At 39.2% G+C, this 17,534-nt stretch carries 16 protein-coding genes; 8 read left to right on the top strand and 8 right to left on the bottom strand.

Going from position 1 to position 17,534, the window contains the following annotated elements; all coding sequences use genetic code 11:
* Nucleotides 1–26 precede the first annotated feature (26 nt).
* Nucleotides 27–998, top strand: coding sequence for a tRNA 5-methoxyuridine(34)/uridine 5-oxyacetic acid(34) synthase CmoB (gene cmoB / locus EOK74_RS13000; protein ID WP_133470438.1), 972 nt, complete (start codon nt 27–29; stop codon nt 996–998).
* Between the two features lie 17 nt (nt 999–1,015).
* On the opposite strand, the gene EOK74_RS12995 is transcribed toward cmoB, so the two are convergent.
* Genes EOK74_RS12995 through EOK74_RS12985 form a run of 3 tightly spaced genes read right to left on the bottom strand, consistent with a single transcriptional unit; the run spans nt 1,016 to nt 4,564 of the window.
* Nucleotides 1,016–2,536, bottom strand: a complete 1,521-nt coding sequence (locus EOK74_RS12995; RefSeq protein ID WP_133470437.1) for a S10 family peptidase — start codon at nt 2,534–2,536, stop codon at nt 1,016–1,018.
* Nucleotides 2,537–2,576: 40 nt separating this feature from the next.
* On the bottom strand, nt 2,577–3,662 hold the full coding sequence (alr, locus tag EOK74_RS12990; protein WP_133470436.1) for an alanine racemase: 1,086 nt from the start codon (nt 3,660–3,662) through the stop codon (nt 2,577–2,579).
* Between the two features lie 32 nt (nt 3,663–3,694).
* A complete protein-coding gene (locus EOK74_RS12985; RefSeq protein WP_133470435.1) occupies nt 3,695–4,564 on the bottom strand; it encodes an aminotransferase class IV in 870 nt (289 codons plus the stop codon).
* 160 nt (nt 4,565–4,724) lie between these two features.
* Here EOK74_RS12985 and EOK74_RS12980 point away from each other — a divergent pair, with 160 nt between their 5' ends.
* Together EOK74_RS12980 and EOK74_RS12975 are read left to right on the top strand one after the other, a co-directional pair.
* Nucleotides 4,725–5,573 (top strand): CvfB family protein, encoded by an 849-nt coding sequence (locus EOK74_RS12980; RefSeq protein WP_133470434.1) that lies wholly within the window; start codon nt 4,725–4,727, stop codon nt 5,571–5,573.
* A gap of 8 nt (nt 5,574–5,581) precedes the next feature.
* On the top strand, nt 5,582–5,974 hold the full coding sequence (locus tag EOK74_RS12975) for an OsmC family protein (protein WP_133470433.1): 393 nt from the start codon (nt 5,582–5,584) through the stop codon (nt 5,972–5,974).
* Nucleotides 5,975–6,034: 60 nt separating this feature from the next.
* Here the strand turns inward: EOK74_RS12975 and EOK74_RS12970 are convergent, their stop codons facing one another.
* Nucleotides 6,035–6,844, bottom strand: coding sequence for a hypothetical protein (locus EOK74_RS12970; protein WP_133470486.1), 810 nt, complete (start codon nt 6,842–6,844; stop codon nt 6,035–6,037).
* A gap of 127 nt (nt 6,845–6,971) precedes the next feature.
* Here EOK74_RS12970 and gloA2 point away from each other — a divergent pair, with 127 nt between their 5' ends.
* On the top strand, nt 6,972–7,355 hold the full coding sequence (gene gloA2, locus EOK74_RS12965) for an SMU1112c/YaeR family gloxylase I-like metalloprotein (protein WP_133470432.1): 384 nt from the start codon (nt 6,972–6,974) through the stop codon (nt 7,353–7,355).
* Between the two features lie 74 nt (nt 7,356–7,429).
* Here gloA2 and EOK74_RS12960 read toward each other — a convergent pair whose 3' ends face one another.
* Both EOK74_RS12960 and EOK74_RS12955 read right to left on the bottom strand, forming a co-directional pair.
* On the bottom strand, nt 7,430–8,590 hold the full coding sequence (locus EOK74_RS12960) for an FAD-dependent oxidoreductase (RefSeq protein ID WP_133470431.1): 1,161 nt from the start codon (nt 8,588–8,590) through the stop codon (nt 7,430–7,432).
* 235 nt (nt 8,591–8,825) lie between these two features.
* Complete coding sequence (locus EOK74_RS12955; RefSeq protein WP_133470430.1) at nt 8,826–10,064, bottom strand: cystathionine gamma-synthase family protein; 1,239 nt, start codon at nt 10,062–10,064, stop codon at nt 8,826–8,828.
* Between the two features lie 447 nt (nt 10,065–10,511).
* Here EOK74_RS12955 and EOK74_RS12950 point away from each other — a divergent pair, with 447 nt between their 5' ends.
* From EOK74_RS12950 to EOK74_RS12935, 4 genes are all read left to right on the top strand, one after another.
* Nucleotides 10,512–11,765 carry a S1C family serine protease gene (locus EOK74_RS12950; protein WP_133470429.1) on the top strand — a complete coding sequence of 418 codons (1,254 nt, stop codon included), beginning with the start codon at nt 10,512–10,514 and terminating at the stop codon, nt 11,763–11,765.
* The gene (locus EOK74_RS12945) at nt 11,756–12,712 is read left to right on the top strand and encodes an FHA domain-containing protein (RefSeq protein WP_133470428.1); all 957 of its coding nucleotides are present in this window, start codon (nt 11,756–11,758) and stop codon (nt 12,710–12,712) included. Before EOK74_RS12950 ends, EOK74_RS12945 begins: the two co-directional genes overlap by 10 nt.
* 20 nt (nt 12,713–12,732) lie before the next feature.
* Nucleotides 12,733–13,494, top strand: a complete 762-nt coding sequence (locus EOK74_RS12940; protein ID WP_133470427.1) for an NRDE family protein — start codon at nt 12,733–12,735, stop codon at nt 13,492–13,494.
* Between the two features lie 84 nt (nt 13,495–13,578).
* Nucleotides 13,579–14,769, top strand: coding sequence for an amino acid aminotransferase (locus tag EOK74_RS12935; RefSeq protein WP_133470426.1), 1,191 nt, complete (start codon nt 13,579–13,581; stop codon nt 14,767–14,769).
* A 67-nt stretch (nt 14,770–14,836) separates the two neighbouring features.
* Here the strand turns inward: EOK74_RS12935 and ihfA are convergent, their stop codons facing one another.
* Together ihfA and pheT are read right to left on the bottom strand one after the other, a co-directional pair.
* On the bottom strand, nt 14,837–15,133 hold the full coding sequence (ihfA, locus tag EOK74_RS12930) for an integration host factor subunit alpha (RefSeq protein WP_133470425.1): 297 nt from the start codon (nt 15,131–15,133) through the stop codon (nt 14,837–14,839).
* A gap of 4 nt (nt 15,134–15,137) precedes the next feature.
* Nucleotides 15,138–17,522 (bottom strand): phenylalanine--tRNA ligase subunit beta, encoded by a 2,385-nt coding sequence (gene pheT, locus EOK74_RS12925; RefSeq protein ID WP_133470424.1) that lies wholly within the window; start codon nt 17,520–17,522, stop codon nt 15,138–15,140.
* Between the last annotated feature and the right edge of the window lie 12 nt (nt 17,523–17,534).

Genomic DNA, 17,534 nt, shown 5'->3' with positions numbered 1-17,534 from the left:
GCTAATTGCCATATTTAGGAGGCCTCTTGGCTGTTACTTGGTTCAACGATTTTTATAGGCAGTTAGCCGATTCCCCCCTTAGCCATTGGTTAGAAGTATTACCAGCACAAATTGCAACATGGCAAAAGGAACAACTACATGGAGATTTTAGTAAGTGGGTGAAACTCCTTAACAAGCTTCCTAAAACTGAAGCTTCGACAATTAATATTAAAGACGCAGTACAATTTGGTGTAGCCTCTGACGTGGACGAATATACCCAAAAACAATTTAGCGGCTTACTCAAGCAATTTATGCCATGGCGTAAAGGCCCATTTAATATACACGGTGTACACCTTGATACCGAATGGCGCTCTGATTGGAAGTGGGATCGCGTGCAACCACATATTCAAAGCCTAAAAGATAAATACGTATTAGATGTAGGCTGTGGCAGTGGTTACCACATGTGGCGCATGTTAGGAGAAAACGCAAAAATGGTGGTAGGTGCCGACCCATCACAACTGTTTTTAATGCAATTTCAAGCACTTAAACATTTTAACCCTGACCCGCGAATTCACTTAATGCCAGTCGGAGTAGAACAACTCCCAGAGCTAAACGCTTTTGATACTGTGTTTTCAATGGGCGTTCTATATCATAGGCGTAGCCCTATCGATTTTTTGTATCAGTTAAAAAACCAACTTAAAAAAGGCGGTGAGCTTGTACTCGAAACCTTAGTAGTAGAAGGTGATGCTCAAACCGTATTTATGCCAGGAGATCGTTATGCACAAATGCGTAATGTATGGTATTTACCTAGTACTGCAGCGTTAACATTGTGGTTGCAAAGAGTAGGATTTACGAACATTAGGGTAGTAGATGTAGCCGCAACGACCATTGAAGAACAAAGGGCGACTGAGTGGATGGACACTCAGTCTCTAGTGGATTTTCTAGACCCTGATGATCATAGTAAAACTATTGAAGGTTACCCTGCACCAGTAAGGGCTGTGCTAATTGCAGACAAATAAATTATTTAAGAGCCACTCTAATCAATAAAATCGTGAATATCCTTCAATAAACGATTAAGTGAAGGTTTATTCACGTACATCATATGGCCAGCTGGGTAATATGTCATGGTGATGTTTTCCCGTTTAAAGCCATGGCGAGCCACTGTGTATTCTGCATCAAAAAACGGCGTGACTAAATCATAGTAGCCACTGGCCACTAACAATTTTAAATCTTTATTTTTGCGCATTTCCTTACTAAGGATCCTAGCGACTTTCACATATTCAGGCTCGTCATAGGCATTTGGCTCTATAGCAGCCCAATCCCAGTTTTTACCTACCTTTGATGAGCTAAGGTAATAAGGGGTTTCAACATTTATATTTAAAACTTCTTGCATATAGTGGTTGATTGCCACGGCGTAAGCACTACCAATGCTTTCACTAGCCGCATCACTAGATGGGCGGCCTGCAACAAGATCCACTTCTTCAGATGTATACCGCCCATCGAGTATCCCAACCGTTTTACCTTGATCACGGAGTAATTCTTTAGTAAATCGAGCTGATAAAACCCTTAAATCAGATTGCAAAATATAGCTTTGATCTAACCCAATAAAAGTCGACATTTTAGCGGCAATTGTTTTCTTTTCAATGTCACTTAATAAATTACCTTTAAACAAAGCAGGCAAATATTCATCTACAGCAAAAGCTCGGCTCTTATCTAAAAATGATTCTAAAGACTCCCCAACTCCAGCTTTTTTATGAAAGTGTGCGACTGCAGTTAAAGTAGGAAAATAAGTCACAAAAGCGACTAAGTTATCATCAACGGGTGTACTCCCTGTGTAATCCATTGCCTGAGATATCATCACAATACCGTTTAATGCTATATCTAAACCATTTGACCGTAACGCTTTAGCAACACCCACAGCTCTTGGGCTCCCGTAACTTTCACCAATAAGGTATTTAGCAGAATTCCAGCGCTTATTTTGAGTGACCCAAATACGTATAAATTCTGCGATAGAGTCTGTGTCCGCTTTTAGGCTCCAAAAATCCTCTGGCTTACCCTCCCCCACTAAACGGCTATAACCTGTTCCGATAGGATCAATAAATACTAGGTCAGCTTTATCTAAAATTGTCAGGTCATTATTGCTTAAGCTAAAAGGGGCTGCACCGTCATCAGCTGATGCATCGCTTACCAAATCAACTTTTTTAGGACCTAGTAAGCCCATATGCAACCAAGTAGACGCAGAGCCTGGACCGCCATTAAACACAAAAGCAACTGGACGATTTTCACTCTTGTCATTGGTTCTAAAGTAGCTAGTTGCAAAAAGATGCCCAACTACTTCACCTTTATCATTTGCTAGTGCTGTTTCTGCTGCCACAACATCGTAATTAACTTTTACCCCGTTAAACTTTCCTTTATGGGACGTTTTAAATCCAACTAGTTCTGGGATCTCTATAGTTACTTTTGCTTCTTTATTGACCGTTTCATTTGCTGTAACCATTAAGCTTGCGATTAATCCAAAAGTTAGAACACTTATCTTCAATATTTTACTATGACACATAACTTTACCTTTTTAAGAACCGACTAATTTGAATTGCGGACTATATAAATAGTCGTTTTGCTCGCTTTGGCATGCGAGTCACTAACTCATAACCGATTGTGTCTGCCCAAGATGCCACTTCATTTGCCCCTAGGTTCTTTCCCCATAATTCAACTTTATCGCCAATATTTACATTTTGTAAATCTGTGACATCAATTGAAATCATATCCATAGATACACGTCCGGCTAAAGGTACCCTTTGCTCGTTCACAAGTACTGGGGTTCCTAACTTAGCGGTCCTAGGATAACCATCTCCGTACCCAACAGCTACAGTTGCAACAAAAGATGGTCGCTTGGCAACCCATGTATCACCATATCCAACAGACTCACCTGTAGAAACCTCACGAATTGCAATAATTTCGGACTCAAAAGACATAGCGGCTTGTAACTGGCCAGCTTGGGGCTGGTATTCTGAAAATGGGCTCAATCCGTATAACATAATGCCGGGGCGGTTCCAGTTTTTATGGCTGTTAGGCCAAGCTAAAATACCCGCGGAATTAGCCGTACTTATCTGAATGCCAATTTCTTTAATTGTGCTAACACAATTTTCAAATACATCTAGCTGCTTAATCACTCCATCAGAGGCAAGGTTATCAGCACTAGAAAAATGACTCATTAAAAGTACGGCCTTAACATTTTTACTGGCCTTAAGTGTCAGAGAAGCTTGTGCAGCTTCACCAGGTTGTACCCCTAATCTATGCATACCCGTATCAACTTTTAGCCAAACCGAAACTGGCTGGCTAATATCAGCATTAAGCAACTCATCTATTTGTTGTTGATTATGCACCACAAGCTGGCAATTTTGAGTGACAGCTAACGGGATTTCATCCTGACTAAAACAGCCCTCCAACAATAATATTGATTGTTCAATACCTGCCTTTCGAAGTACCAAAGCTTCTTCAAGGCAAGACACAGCAAAAAGCTCTGCCGAGGAAGCAAGTTTTTTCGCTACTTCTACGGCACCATGACCATAAGCATCAGCTTTCACAACTGCTATAGCGTTTGAATTAGGTGCAAGTATTTGAGCATATTTATAATTAGCTTCAACAGCAGCTAAATCTATAAATATTTTTGCGGGTCTTGACATAAATTGAGTGCTTATTATTTAAAAATACGAAATTAGTAAAAAAACTTATTCGCCGAGAATAGCCTTTGAGCAAACTCCCAAACAGCCCCTACCTCACCATCTCCAATAGCTTGACCATCTAATTCAACCACTGGTGCTATTTCTTTACTTGAGCTAGTTAACCATACTTCATCAGCTTGCTTGACCTGCTCCATTGTTATCACACATTCTTGGGCTTCTATCTCACTGTGATTACGTAAAATATCTAACAACATATTTCGAGTAACCCCGGCCAATATTTGGTTATCTAATGGTGGTGTGAACACTTTGCCATCTTTAACAATAAATACATTACATGCAGCGGCTTCGGTTAACTGCCCCTCGGCATTATGCAACAGTATTTCATTTACACCTGCATCAATTCCTTGTTGAAAATGCATCACATTGCCTAGCAGTGACGTAGATTTAATTTGGCAGCGTTTCCAACGAAGATCTTTGGTGCTAGTGACTTTGAATTTTTTAACAAACTTTCTATCAGCCACTGTTGCGGCGGCAATCTCAAAGGCGAAAGCAAAAACTGTAGGTGGTAAGTGATCAGGGTAGGCATGAAAACGCTTTGTGTCTGCGCCCCTACTCACATGTAAATAAACCCCTAAATTTCCAGCTCCGTTTTCACTAATAAGCGTATCAAATAACTCTCGCCACTCATCTAACGTTTTAGATAATTTAATTCCAATGGTATCTAAGCCCTTTTGCATACGTTCCATATGTAAAGCAAACCCAACTAGTTTTCCATCATAAGAAGGCACAACTTCATATATCCCATCGCCAAACAGAAAGCCTCTATCTAAAGGAGAGATTTTAGCTTGATCCATTGGCATAAATTCACCATTTAGGTAAACCGTATTCGTATTCATATCCATTGTATTTAACTAACTTAGGTTGCAGGTGCCTAATTATGCCATGAATCAATTCATGAAAAGAAGTGGAACTGAACTGTGTTTATTTTTTAGTAACGTGTTGGCTTAATAATAAATCAGGTACAATGCGTTCATTATTTAGCAGTCCACAATCGAACCTATTATGTTACAAGTCGGAAAATTCCATACATTAACCGTGTCTAAAGAAGTCCCCTTTGGCTTTTACTTAGATGGCAGTGACGGAACCCAAATACTATTACCAAGCAAATCAGCCCCATTAGACTGTAAGATAAATGATCAGGTTAACGTTTTTATCTACCACGACAGCGACGATCGTATTATTGCCACCACTAAACGCCCTAAGGTATTTGTGGATCACTGTGCCTTTTTAAAAGTTGTGAGTATTACCAAAGTTGGCACCTTTGTCGATTGGGGTTTAGAAAAAGATTTGCTGGTGCCATTTAGTGAGCAAGATTACCCTATGGCCGAAGGTGTTTCATATGTGGTGTATGTTTTTTGTGATGAAGAAACAGGCAGACTTGCTGCCTCAACTAAATTGAGTGACTTTTTATACGAGGAGTCCAATACCGAATCTGGCTTGTATCAAGCTAAACAAAAAGTAGATTTATTGATTTGTGGTCAAACAGAAATGGGTTACAAGGCAGTGATCAATGGCTCTCATCTAGGCCTTATCTTTAGGGATGAAGTATTCCACCCAATTAAGGTTGGTCACTCCATGGAAGGCTACATCAAGCGTGTACGTGAAGATGGTAAAATTGATTTATGTTTTCAGTTTCATGACCCGAGTGCCCGCAACGAGCTAGAAGAACAGATAATAGAAGATCTTATAGCACACGGTGGCCTTTCAACGCTTACCGATAAAAGCCCTGCAGGAGAGATTTCAAAACGCTTTAACGTTAGTAAAAATACCTATAAAAAGGCACTGGGATCACTGTACAAACAAAAACGCATCTTGTTAGATAAACAAAAAGTAACCTTAGTAGAAAAGTAGACATCATTATGAAAGCAACCGTGACCTGGCAGGACAATCTAACATTTATTGGCGAAACAGAAACTGGTCATAGCCTAGAAATGGACGCAAGCGGTAAAAGTGTATCTCCTATGGAATCAGTACTTTTAGCCGTTGGCTCATGTTCATCAATTGATGTAGTTGACATACTTAACAAGTCTCGTAAACACATCAACAGTTGTGTATGCGAGTTAGACACAAAACGTGCTGAAAACGCACCTCGAGTGTTTACTGCAATACATGCCCATTATATCGTATCTGGTGACGACTTATCAGAGAAGATCGTTGCAAGGGCTGTGCAATTGTCTGCCGAAAAGTACTGCTCTGTAATGTTGATGTTAACTGGAAACGTCGAAATCACTACAAGTTACACCTTAGTTTAAGTAATGCGCCAGCCACTGGCGCATTACTTCCCCCCTAAAAAGAAACAATAAAGCACAAACTTAATGTAGCCCCAAAGACTCACCTTTCTTATAGCTTTGTAGGGAGTTTGCATTTCCTAAATACAAAATCGGAACCTGCTGTGCTTTATAAGCATTTAAATAATAACGAGTTGGCCAAGCATGGGGCGGTACTAGAGAATATTCTGGTGTTTGAAGCAGTGTAACATCAAAAGTAAACCCGTGGGGTAAAGGGGTATTACTACCGGGTACAGTATCACGGGTGTCTATATAGTTATCGGTAAAATCAGCACAACTCCCAAAGTATTCAATTCCATAATCCCAGTAAAAGCCCGAATACACAGATACTGGGTCTAAATAGCTAGTTTGTACCAATATATTTGAATTAATTGATTTAAGCCCTTCACATATTCCTAATACAACAAACGAGCCACAACTATGGCCTACCGCGTGAATTGCTTTTAGGCTGGCTACCTTAGCCAAGCGCTCACCTATTTCTAAACCAATTTTTTTACCCGCAACTGAGCATAAAAACACATTATCTGAATAATGTTGCCAATCAATACTTTGATGTTGTTGGGTAACCAACTGTAATTGAGGGTAGGTTTTATCGGCCATAGCTTGCTGTAATTCATCGCTCCAACTACTAGGGGAGTCATTCACACCATGTGCCGACAAGGTTATATACTGTGTGCCTTCAGTTATCTCAAATTCAGTCACAGAAGAAAAATCACGGGGCCAATATGCATATATCGATATCCCTATTGTCACTAGAAGAAAGGGAATAGCTGGAATGATAACCAGCCACCAAAGCACCAAGGAAGCTAATTTATGTTTTGTTAATTTAAGCATCAAGTGTATTTGTGTACTCTTAATAGTCATTGTGTGAATTGGCAATAGAACTTGTAATTACAATAAAATAGAGCTAAAAACTTTTTATACTCTCTACCTTATTCATATTGTTATTAAGAATTCTACCATGCTTAAATCGATTCACCATGCTGCAATTATTTGTTCTAACTATGAGACATCAAAACACTTTTATACCTCAATTTTAGAATTAAAGATTATTGCCGAACATTACAGAGAGACACGAAATTCATATAAATTAGATTTACAATTACCCGATGGTGGGCAAATAGAACTTTTCTCTTTCAATAACGCCCCTGCAAGGCCTAGCTACCCAGAGGCGCAGGGCTTACGTCATTTAGCCTTTGTTGTTGACTCGGTAGAAGCAGTAGTTGAATATTTACTGAGTAAATCCATAAAGGTAGAACCCATCAGGGTTGATGAATATACCCAGAAAAAATTTACATTTTTTAGCGATCCTGACGGTTTACCTCTGGAGCTATATGAAAACTAATTTATAGCTAGTCTTCCCTGATTAGCTATACATACCGATTTCTCGGCAACAAAGTTCACCCATACACATGAATTTTAGCTATTAGCCAAACTTGCTAGCATGGCGTGCCCTTTTACCATGCGTTTTACTTCGCTTTCATCTACCCCTAAATTCCAATCACCTTTACCAACCGAACCGCCAATTAATATACCTGCTTTACGAGGGAAGCTATATAGTAACCCATGATTTGGGTGCATCATGGCATAGCCGTAATCGATATTCGATTGAGGTAATAAAAAGCTCAACTGTCCACGGGCGGGTATAATTGACTCGTCATTAAATACTTTACCAGCTCCTAACCCCATGCAATTCACAATTGAAGATTGAGGTAGATTGGCAATGTCTTCTGGGCTTTCAAAACTCTGTTCAACCATTTTACCACCGGCACTTCTAAAGTCATTTACTAGCGCCCTAAGGTAAATATCTGGATCAATCATTAGGGTATAATAAGCATCGTAATAAGGCATACCAAACATAGCATTTTGATTAGATTGATTGCGTACTAAACCAGGGTAAAGTGCATCGCCACCTATGTATGGATTGCTTGAATCCATAGGTTTATTACTGAGGCCATGTTGACGTATCCAAGTTACGCCATAGCGGGTATCATTGGCGTAGGTAATAAAACGCTTAAAGGCTATTTGGGCAGCCAAATGCAACATGTGCATTGTTTGTGGCGAGACTTGGTCCTTTTCAAATAAAGTAACTGGATGCCACATTGCGCCAGCTATATTTGATGTTGTATAAGGTGGAAAATCTTTGGCGTATATGGTGACATTAAGGCCAGAACGCTGTAATTCTAGTGCTGTAGACAGGCCAATCACGCCTGAACCTAAAATCCCAACTTCACCACTGCCCTGTTGCCTTATTAGGCCTGCAGCTATTTCTGCCACCCCCCAAGACAAAGATACACCACCACCGCCATGCCCATAGTTATGAACTAGATATTTATTTCCAATTGAGCTGGCTTCAAGTCTTGGGCCGGGCTTACGAAAAGGCCTTAACCCAACAATCGAACGAGTTACTCTGTCTAAACTTGATTGAATGGGTGCAATAGGCGAACCAATGGGCTGCACCTGGCTATACTTACTGAATACCTTTGCTTGACTTGGAGTAGTTGTACAACCACTTAACACTCCTGAAGATAACGCCGCAACAGCTGCACTGCTACCAAATATAAAGTCTCGTCTGTGCATAATAGCTCCTAGTTTCTTTGTTATTATTCTTTAGGCTTAAATTTAGAATATAGGCTTAATATGTACCTTGCAATACCCGCTAATTTTTTTAAGAGAAGTAAATAAATATAACTGTGAGGGTAGATAAAAATGCAGATTAAATTGTTAGGAATAGATGGGGTAAACGTAAAGTTTACTTAGTTGAGTGACGCTGGATATGCCTTGGATAAGGCATATCCATCAGTAATATTAGTTCTTAAAACTGAGCGAAGGCTTGCTCAAAATCTGCCACAAGATCATCAACATCCTCTATACCAATAGACATTCTTATCATATTGTCACTCACATTCATTTCATGCCTTTGCTCTGCAGTACACTCGAAATAAATAGTTGATGCTACAGGGAGTGCCAAAGTACGAGTATCACCTAAGTGAGTAGCACAAATTACTAAGTTCAATGCATTTAAAAAGGCAATAGGGTCAATGCCATCGGTTAAATCGAAACTAAGAATGCCACCATAGCCTTTAAAGTGCTCTCGAGCTAAAAAGTGTTGCGGGTGATCGGCCAAACCAGGGTAATAAACCGCAGCTACATGTTCGTGCCCATGTAAATATGACGCCAAACGCATGGCGTTCTCACAGATTTTATTAGTGCGTAGCGCAAGGGTTTCTAGCCCTACAGAAATGGCATGGGCAGAAGTAGGCGACAACGTTGCCCCCATATCACGTAAACCACGCTTTTTAATTTGGGTTAAACCCCATTGTGCTATATCAGTACCGCGGTATATTGGCAGTATATTTTCAAAGCTTTCCCAATCAAATACACCAGTATCCACCACAACGCCACCTAACACATTGCCGTGTCCAGCTATGTATTTTGTTAATGAGCCAATGGTAAGTGATGCCAATACAGATTTAGCATTAAACATATTTGCTGGTGTCATAGTGTTATCAACTAAAAACAAAATATTTTCAGCTTGGCATAATTGCCCTATTGCCCTTAAATCCGCGACTTGGGTGACAGGATTAGCAATAGTTTCTAAATACACAGCTTTAGTATTAATTTTTAAGGCTGACTTCACATTTATGACATCAGTTACATCAACATAGCTAATTTCGATGCCTAAAGACTCCATTGTTTCAATAAGACTTCGAGTATTACCAAATAAAAAGTGGCTCACTATTATATGATCACCCGCTTTAAATAGACTCAACATAGTAGCAGTTATTGCCGCCATACCTGTCGCAAAGGTTATTGCCCCTACCCCATCTTCTATATGATTAAGTATATTCTGCAAGGCAACGTTAGAGGCTGTGGATGAGCGACCATAGACATGACCCGCTTTTTTACCTTGAAATACATCAACTATGTCTTGTGCCTCTTTAAACTCAAATAATACTGAATTAGTGGTGGCTTGATGTACTGCTCCATTTTCTGGGGAGTTAACCATGCGATCGGCATGTACTAGGCGAGTGGTAAAACCTTTATTTTTCAATCTTTATTCTCCGTGGCTGGCACGATATCTGTGAGTATATTTTATTTGATGTATTCCACATGGATTAACTATGTGGAAAATAACTTTATTAATTATGGGTATTGTTACTTATATATTGCAAAGCACCAAATTTGATCTGCTTTTTCTTATAATAAAATTATTAGTGAAACAAAAAAATGCTCAAGAATTCCAACACCCTTTAAAGTAAAAAGCTTAGGCTTGGTCCCTAATTGCTTTATAAATGAATAATAAATTAGCAGATTTAGAAATATTCTATACAAAGAATGAAAGGTTTTACACTATCAACCATTTCAATATAGGCGTGTGCAATTTACACTAGGGGGATAATTGCTCATGTAAGTCGTTATTTCATCTGTAAACAATCTTGTTAACTTGAAAAATTAATGCCTGCATGTCCCCCATTTCAATTTCACTGGAAGTCATATATTGAAAATTTTTATATTTTTGTTGTGTTTGCTTAGCTCAGTTGTCCATAGCCAACAAACTGCCCAAAGTCTATTTGGGCAACATCGAACCGCCTTATATCAAATAAAAATTATCGAACTTGAATCAGGCAATAAATCATCTATTGGCTCAGGATTTCAAATTGATCTCGAAGGTAACATTGTCACTAATTATCATGTTGTTTCTGAGTATGTTTACAACCCTGATAAATTTCGCATTGAATATATGGCAAATGATGGTAGTGAAGGTCAATTACAGTTAGTTGATGTAGATGTTGTAAATGACTTAGCTTTAGTCAGAAAGTTACAATTAGCTGATGAGTCAGCATTTCCTATTGCGTCATCCCTCCCAGAGCAAGGTAGCGATATTTATTCTTTAGGTAACCCCCATGACCTAGGTATGATAGTGGTTCCAGGTACCTTTAATGGGTTAAAGAAGAATAGCTTTTACCAAAGGATTCATTTTACTGGATCAATTAATCCAGGAATGAGTGGAGGCCCAGTTGTAAATGACTTAGGTGAAGTAATGGGGGTTAACGTAGCAACAGCTGGAAACCAAATAGGCTTTTTAATTCCCTTATCAAAAGTAATGGGGTTATTGGAAAGTCAGCATGCAGAACCACTTAGTAACAAACAACTGAAGCCTCGCCTGCAACAGCAGATAAAAGCCAATCAGCAAGTACTTTTTGATAGATTAAAAATGCGAGACTGGCCCACCAGTATTTTAGGAGAGGCATTAGTACCCGCTAATATTACCGAATTCATTTCCTGCTGGGGTGGCTCAAATACTAGTGACAGAGAAGCATTATATTTATCAGTAGAAAGTCGTTGCCAACTTGATGAGCAAGTTTATGTTCACAGCGGATTACGTACCGGAGGTTTAGAACTTGAATTTGAGTGGTTAGATGGAAAATCACTTGGAAAACATCGCTTTTATAATTTTTTCACTCAAAGTATTACCGGTGCAGGTCCGAGTAACAATGCCTCTAAAGATGATGTAACTAACTTTGAATGTGAAGAAGATAAAGTAACAAATCGCCATGGTGTTACTAACAAAACGGTATTTTGCGTAAGAGCTTACAAGGAATTTGATGAATTGTATGATGTGCTATTTGTTGGGGCCAGCATCGATCATCAAAGTAAAGGTTTATTAAGCCACTACACTCTAGCCGGCGTGACCAAAGACTCTGCTTTGGCATTCTCTCAAAAATTTATGGATGCAATATCATGGCAATAGTTTTAGAACTTTTATCTAGAAAAAATATCCCACTCAAACATTTTAAATTTGAACAAGATTATGTGAATGTAGGGCGTGATTTTAATAATGATTTACGTCTTGATGATCCTTACGTCTGCCCTAGCCATATGTTAGTTGCCATGGACCCTGAATCAGGTCTACTTATGGTGAACGACTGCAAATCTGCAAACGGCATAAAGGTGAATAATAAGTTTGTTACTCAGGCGAAATTGAACCCCCAAGATATTATTAAAGTCGGCCGAACTCGGTTAAGAATTATCGATACAAAAGCACCATTGGCAGAAGCTATTCCCCTAAGTGAATTAGAAGAAAACTTAAGTTGGCTAAATAGAGCACCACTAGCAGTGGCTTTATCCTTGATGTGTTTAGGACTAATGCTAGCATTACAATTTTTCAGTAGTGTAAATGAGTTTAATTTACTTAAAGCATTGCCCACGGAGCTTGGCCAATTAGCTGCATATTGCTTATGGCCACTTTGTTTTGCGGTGCTTGCCAAAGTCGTGAAAAAAGAAAGTCATTTAACCAATCAAGTTAACTTAACCTTATTAATGTTTTTATTCGTCAATCTACTCTTGTTAAGTAAAAATGTTGTCATATTCAATATTCACCCCGGAGCTTGGTTTGCATGGTTTGAACTCTTGTTATTAGCAGGTCTGATAGTTGGGTTTATTTGGTTAACCTTGTTTATTGGTTTTCATCAAACTAATAGGCGCAGAAATATTATATCATTTTTAATGACCGCCACTATTGTCGCACCGATTTATGTATTGGGATTTTTAAACAGCGGAGACTTTAATCCACGTCCAGTATACGACCCCATATTATTACCTCCTACTTATAATGTTACCGGTAGTATAGATACCCAAGAGTTTTTAGAAAGAACAGAAAAACTGTTTTTAAGCGTTGATAAATTAAAGACAAAATAGTTGTAAGGTTTGCTTAAGCAATGTGTATTTTATTTGTAGCTGTTAACCAGCATGAGGATTACCCTTTAGTTATTGCAGCTAACCGTGATGAATTTTTTGCGCGAGAAACTGCAGGGTCTCATTATTGGAAACCAAACCAAAACATACTTGCTGGACAAGATCTGGTAGCAGGTGGTACTTGGATGGGAATTAACAAACAAGGATATCTAGCCTCGCTGACTAATATTCGTGATCCAAACAAAGTTAATCCAAAGGCTATTTCCCGAGGGGAGCTAGTAAGTCACTATCTACAACACCCAACGGAAAGTTATTGGCAGCAACTCACTAGCAGTAAAGACAACTACAATGGCTATAACCTGCTATTTGGAAAGTGGGATAAGCTCGCAGTCTATAATAACCACTCCAACGAATTGCAAACATTAACTGATGGTTATTATGGTTTATCTAATGCAGATTTAAACAGCCCCTGGCCTAAAATTAATAAAGGAGTGGCTGCACTAGAAGAGTACTGTAAAAACGGCCACGATATACACTCAAACATTCTATTTGAGTTACTTTTAGATACTTATAAAGCGCCCGATGCAGAGCTTCCTAAAACAGGAGTTCCAATTGAGTGGGAAAGGCATGTATCGTCAATATTTATTCAAGGTAACGATTACGGCACTCGTTCTTCTACAGTTGTAAAGATAGATAAAAAACATAACGTTTTTTGGCACGAAAAGACCTACGATAGCGAAGCAAACTGTACTTCAAGTCAAAATTTCAATTTCAGTATAAATTAGTATAAATTCAACTCGTTTTTTATAAGCGCGGTGTCATAATACGCGCTTATTCAGCCCTTTTTTAAAGATCATTTAAGGAACATCATGTTTGACGTATTGCCGCAACTTCCAGCCGACCCTATTCTAGGTTTATCAACGGCGTTTAAAGCTGATAAAAATCCACATAAAATTGACTTAGGTGTAGGCGTTTATAAAGACGAACAAGGTCATACACCCATTCTTACCTCAGTAGCTAAGGCTCAAACTATTTTATTGGCTCAAGAAGACTCAAAGACCTATATTACGCCTCAGGGCGTGCAAGGTTATATCGACGGTATGTTAGAACTAATGTTGGGAAAAGGTAATCCAGTATTATTAGCAGACCGTATAGCTGCAGTTCAAGCACCTGGCGGTTGTGGAGCCCTGCGTATTTTAGCAGAGCTCATAAAACGTTGTGACGAAAATACAACTGTATGGGTGAGTGATCCAACCTGGGCGAACCATATTCCTTTGATTGGTAATGCAGGACTGAAGCTAGAAACTTACCCATATTTTGATAAAACAAACGCATCTATTAATTTTGACGCTATGGCTGAATGCCTAGGCAAAGTAAAAAAAGGTGACATAGTATTATTACACGGCTGCTGCCATAACCCTACTGGCGCTGATCTAAGTAAAGAACAATGGCAAGTGGTTTTAGAGTTAGCTCAAAAAACTGGCTTTATTCCATTTGTAGATACTGCCTATCAAGGTTTTGGCGATGGATTAGAAGAAGATGCTTACGGGATGCGTTTGTTAGTAAATAACCTACCAGAAGTCCTAATTGCTGCCTCTTGCTCTAAAAACTTTGGTTTATACCGTGAAAGAGTGGGTATAGCGGTTATGGTGACTGCAAACACTAAAACTCGACAGGCGATACAAACTCAAATTCAAGCGATTGCTCGTGGTATCTATTCTATGCCTCCTTCATATGGTGGAGCCTTAGTTGATATCATCTTAAATGATGAAACGTTGAAAACTGAATGGATGACTGAAGTTGAAGGCATGCGTAGCCGTATGCAAGACTTACGCGCTCTATTAGTGGCAAAGATGAACGAGTATGGTGCAACAAAAGACTTTGAATTTGTTAAGAAACAAAAGGGAATGTTCTCTTTCTTATGTATTACTCCGGAGCAAGTTCAAGCTGTAAGGGATCAACATAGTGTATATTTCGTTGGCTCAAGTAGAGTGAATATTGCTGGGATCAGTAAAAACAACGTCGATGCCTTAGCAAAAGCATTAGTGTCCGTTTTATAAAGTATTTTGCAATAAAAAACCGGTTATGGAATTACCTTAACCGGTTTTTTTATATCCAAAACATTTTTTAATCAGTAGGTTTTGAACTCTCAACCCTACTTTTAAGCTTTTGACCCGGCCTAAAGGTAACAACCCTCCTAGCTTTAATAGGAATATCTTCCCCTGTTTTCGGGTTTCTTCCTGGCCTTTCACTTTTTTCTCTTAAGTCAAAGTTACCAAAGCCCGACAATTTTACTTGCTCGCCAGACTCTAAGGCTTCACGCACTTCTTCAAAAAATGTCTCAACAAGATCTTTCGCATCGCGCTTATTAATCCCTAGTTTTTCAAATAAATGTTCCGCCATTTCGGCTTTGGTTAACGCCATACCGTCAATCCCTCAAAGATGCTTCAAACTTTTCTGACAGAACAGCTAAAATATCATCAACTGCTGCCTGAATATCGTTTTCTTCTAGTGTTTTACTTTTGTCTTGCAAAGTAAGTGAAATCGCTAAACTTTTCTTTCCTTCTGCAATTCCGCTGCCTGTGTATACATCGAACAAGTTTAGGCCAACCAATTGATTTGCGCTAGATTTTTCTATACAACTCAATATATCGCCTACTACTTTATCATTGTCTACAACAATTGCAATGTCACGTCTATTTGCAGGAAATTTTGAAATTTCTTCTGCAACAGGTAACTTTTTAAGGCCTAAAGCTGTTATTTCTAGTTCAAATACAAATGTTCGTCCATGCAACCCTAATAATTTTTCAAATTGCGGGTGAACTGCACCTAAGTAACCAACTAACTTATCTTCCACAAAAATCGCAGCACTTTGTCCTGGGTGTAATGCGCTATGTTCACACAACTCAAATCTGCAACCGTTAACACCAGCAGCGTCAAGCAGGTTTTCAACATCTGCTTTAACATCGTAAAAATCTACGGATTTAGTGGGATAATCCCAGTTTTCATCGGTCACTGCACCTGCAGCTACACCACTGATGACAAACTCTTGTCTTACTCCCGTTTTTTCAGTTGTATCGGGTATAAAACGTAAGCCTGACTCGAATAACCTGACTCTTGGCTGTTGACGTTTTTGGTTATAAGACACAGCTTGTAATAAGCCTGTCCATAAACTTACTCGCATAGTCGACATTTCAGATGAAATAGGATGAGGCAACGCCAAACCTTCTACATCAGGATATAAAGCAGATTGGACTTTAGGATCAATAAACGAATACGTAATTGCTTCTTGATAATCACTTTCTACTAAACAGTTTTTTAATTCATCTAATTGTACTTTTTGCTCTTGATGCTTAGACATCTTCAAACTAGCAACTGGTGCAATATGGGGGATACTATTGTAACCATACACACGTGCTACTTCTTCAATTAGGTCTTCTTCAATACTGATATCAAAACGATAAGGCGGAACACTTACCTGCCAAACTTGGCAGTCGAATGAAACCCCAAACCCTAGACGCTCAATAATATCTGTTACTTTATCACTAGCAATTTCGATACCAAGTACTTTGGTTAAACGGCTATGTCTAAGTGTAACCGAACGATTCTGTGGCACATGAGATTCGGCAACAGCTTCAACAATTGGTCCGGCTTCACCACCTACAATACTAAGCAGTAACGAGCTAGCTCTTTCCATTGCTACTTTTTGCAATTGCGGGTCAACCCCTCTTTCATAACGGTGTGATGCGTCAGTATGTAATCCGTATTGACGAGCTTTACCCATAATTAAATCGGGATCAAAAAATGCACTCTCTAAAAAGATATCTTTAGTTTCGGCTGTAACCCCTGACTCTTGGCCACCGAAAATACCGGCCATAGCTAACGCTTTTTCACTATCAGCAATAACAAGAGTGTTGCTTTGTAACGACACATCATTGCCATCTAACAATGTCAGTTTTTCAGCATCATGAGCTAAACGTACAATTACGTCGCCCACCACTTTATCATTATCAAAAGCGTGCATCGGATGACCTAACTCTAACAATACAAAATTTGTCACATCAACCACAGGATCAATACTTCTAATCCCTGAGCGACGCAACTTTTCTACCATCCATAACGGAGAAGACGCGTGAAGGTTTATATTCTTAATTACACGGCCTAAATATCTTGGGCAAGCTTCTGGCGCCTCTAGAGAAATAGTTCGAACATCTTGAATTTGTACCTCGACGTCTTTAACTTCTGGCTCAATCACTGCGACTTGGTTTAATACGCCAACTTCACGGGCTAAACCTTTAATACCTAAACAGTCAGCTCGATTTGGCGTTAAGTCAACTTCAATTGATACATCGTTTAGCTGTAAATACTCTCTAATGTCTTGAGCGACTTCAGCATCTTCAGGCAATTCTAAAATACCATCATGGTCATCAGATATGCCAAGCTCAGAAAAACTACACAACATTCCAAACGAAGGTTGGCCTCGTAACTTTGCTTTCTTAATCTTGAAGTTACCGGGTAAAACTGCACCTACTTTAGCCACTGCAACCTTAATACCTTTACGGCAATTAGATGCACCGCACACTATATCGAGTAGCTCATCTTCACCTACGTTGACTTTAGTCACCTGAAGCTTATCCGCATCTGGGTGCTGGCCACATTCGACCACTTCACCCACAACTACACCTGAAAACTCACCGGCTACGGATTCAACACCATCAACTTCAAGGCCAGCCATACTTAGCTGCTCTGATAACTCTTCAGTAGAAATTGCAGGATTAACCCACTCTCTTAACCACTTTTCACTAAATTTCATATTCTTGGCTCG

Origin of the sequence: Paraglaciecola marina (assembly GCF_004360155.1) — a bacterium.
In the GTDB taxonomy this organism is placed as follows: Bacteria; Pseudomonadota; Gammaproteobacteria; order Enterobacterales; family Alteromonadaceae; genus Paraglaciecola; species Paraglaciecola marina.
The sequence above is the reverse complement of the archived record's forward strand: the minus strand, read 5'-3'. Positions and strand labels throughout refer to the sequence as shown.

Excerpts from the sequence above, each read along its gene's own strand:
- EOK74_RS12995 (WP_133470437.1), bottom strand. The coding sequence starts at position 2,536 with ATGTGTCATAGTAAAATATTGAAGATAAGTGTTCTAACTTTTGGATTA.
- alr (WP_133470436.1), bottom strand. The coding sequence starts at position 3,662 with ATGTCAAGACCCGCAAAAATATTTATAGATTTAGCTGCTGTTGAAGCT.
- EOK74_RS12985 (WP_133470435.1), bottom strand. The coding sequence starts at position 4,564 with ATGGATATGAATACGAATACGGTTTACCTAAATGGTGAATTTATGCCA.
- EOK74_RS12980 (WP_133470434.1), top strand. The coding sequence starts at position 4,725 with ATGTTACAAGTCGGAAAATTCCATACATTAACCGTGTCTAAAGAAGTC.
- EOK74_RS12975 (WP_133470433.1), top strand. The coding sequence starts at position 5,582 with ATGAAAGCAACCGTGACCTGGCAGGACAATCTAACATTTATTGGCGAA.
- EOK74_RS12970 (WP_133470486.1), bottom strand. The coding sequence starts at position 6,844 with ATGCTTAAATTAACAAAACATAAATTAGCTTCCTTGGTGCTTTGGTGG.
- gloA2 (WP_133470432.1), top strand. The coding sequence starts at position 6,972 with ATGCTTAAATCGATTCACCATGCTGCAATTATTTGTTCTAACTATGAG.
- EOK74_RS12960 (WP_133470431.1), bottom strand. The coding sequence starts at position 8,590 with ATGCACAGACGAGACTTTATATTTGGTAGCAGTGCAGCTGTTGCGGCG.
- EOK74_RS12945 (WP_133470428.1), top strand. The coding sequence starts at position 11,756 with ATGGCAATAGTTTTAGAACTTTTATCTAGAAAAAATATCCCACTCAAA.
- EOK74_RS12940 (WP_133470427.1), top strand. The coding sequence starts at position 12,733 with ATGTGTATTTTATTTGTAGCTGTTAACCAGCATGAGGATTACCCTTTA.
- EOK74_RS12935 (WP_133470426.1), top strand. The coding sequence starts at position 13,579 with ATGTTTGACGTATTGCCGCAACTTCCAGCCGACCCTATTCTAGGTTTA.
- ihfA (WP_133470425.1), bottom strand. The coding sequence starts at position 15,133 with ATGGCGTTAACCAAAGCCGAAATGGCGGAACATTTATTTGAAAAACTA.
- pheT (WP_133470424.1), bottom strand. The coding sequence starts at position 17,522 with ATGAAATTTAGTGAAAAGTGGTTAAGAGAGTGGGTTAATCCTGCAATT.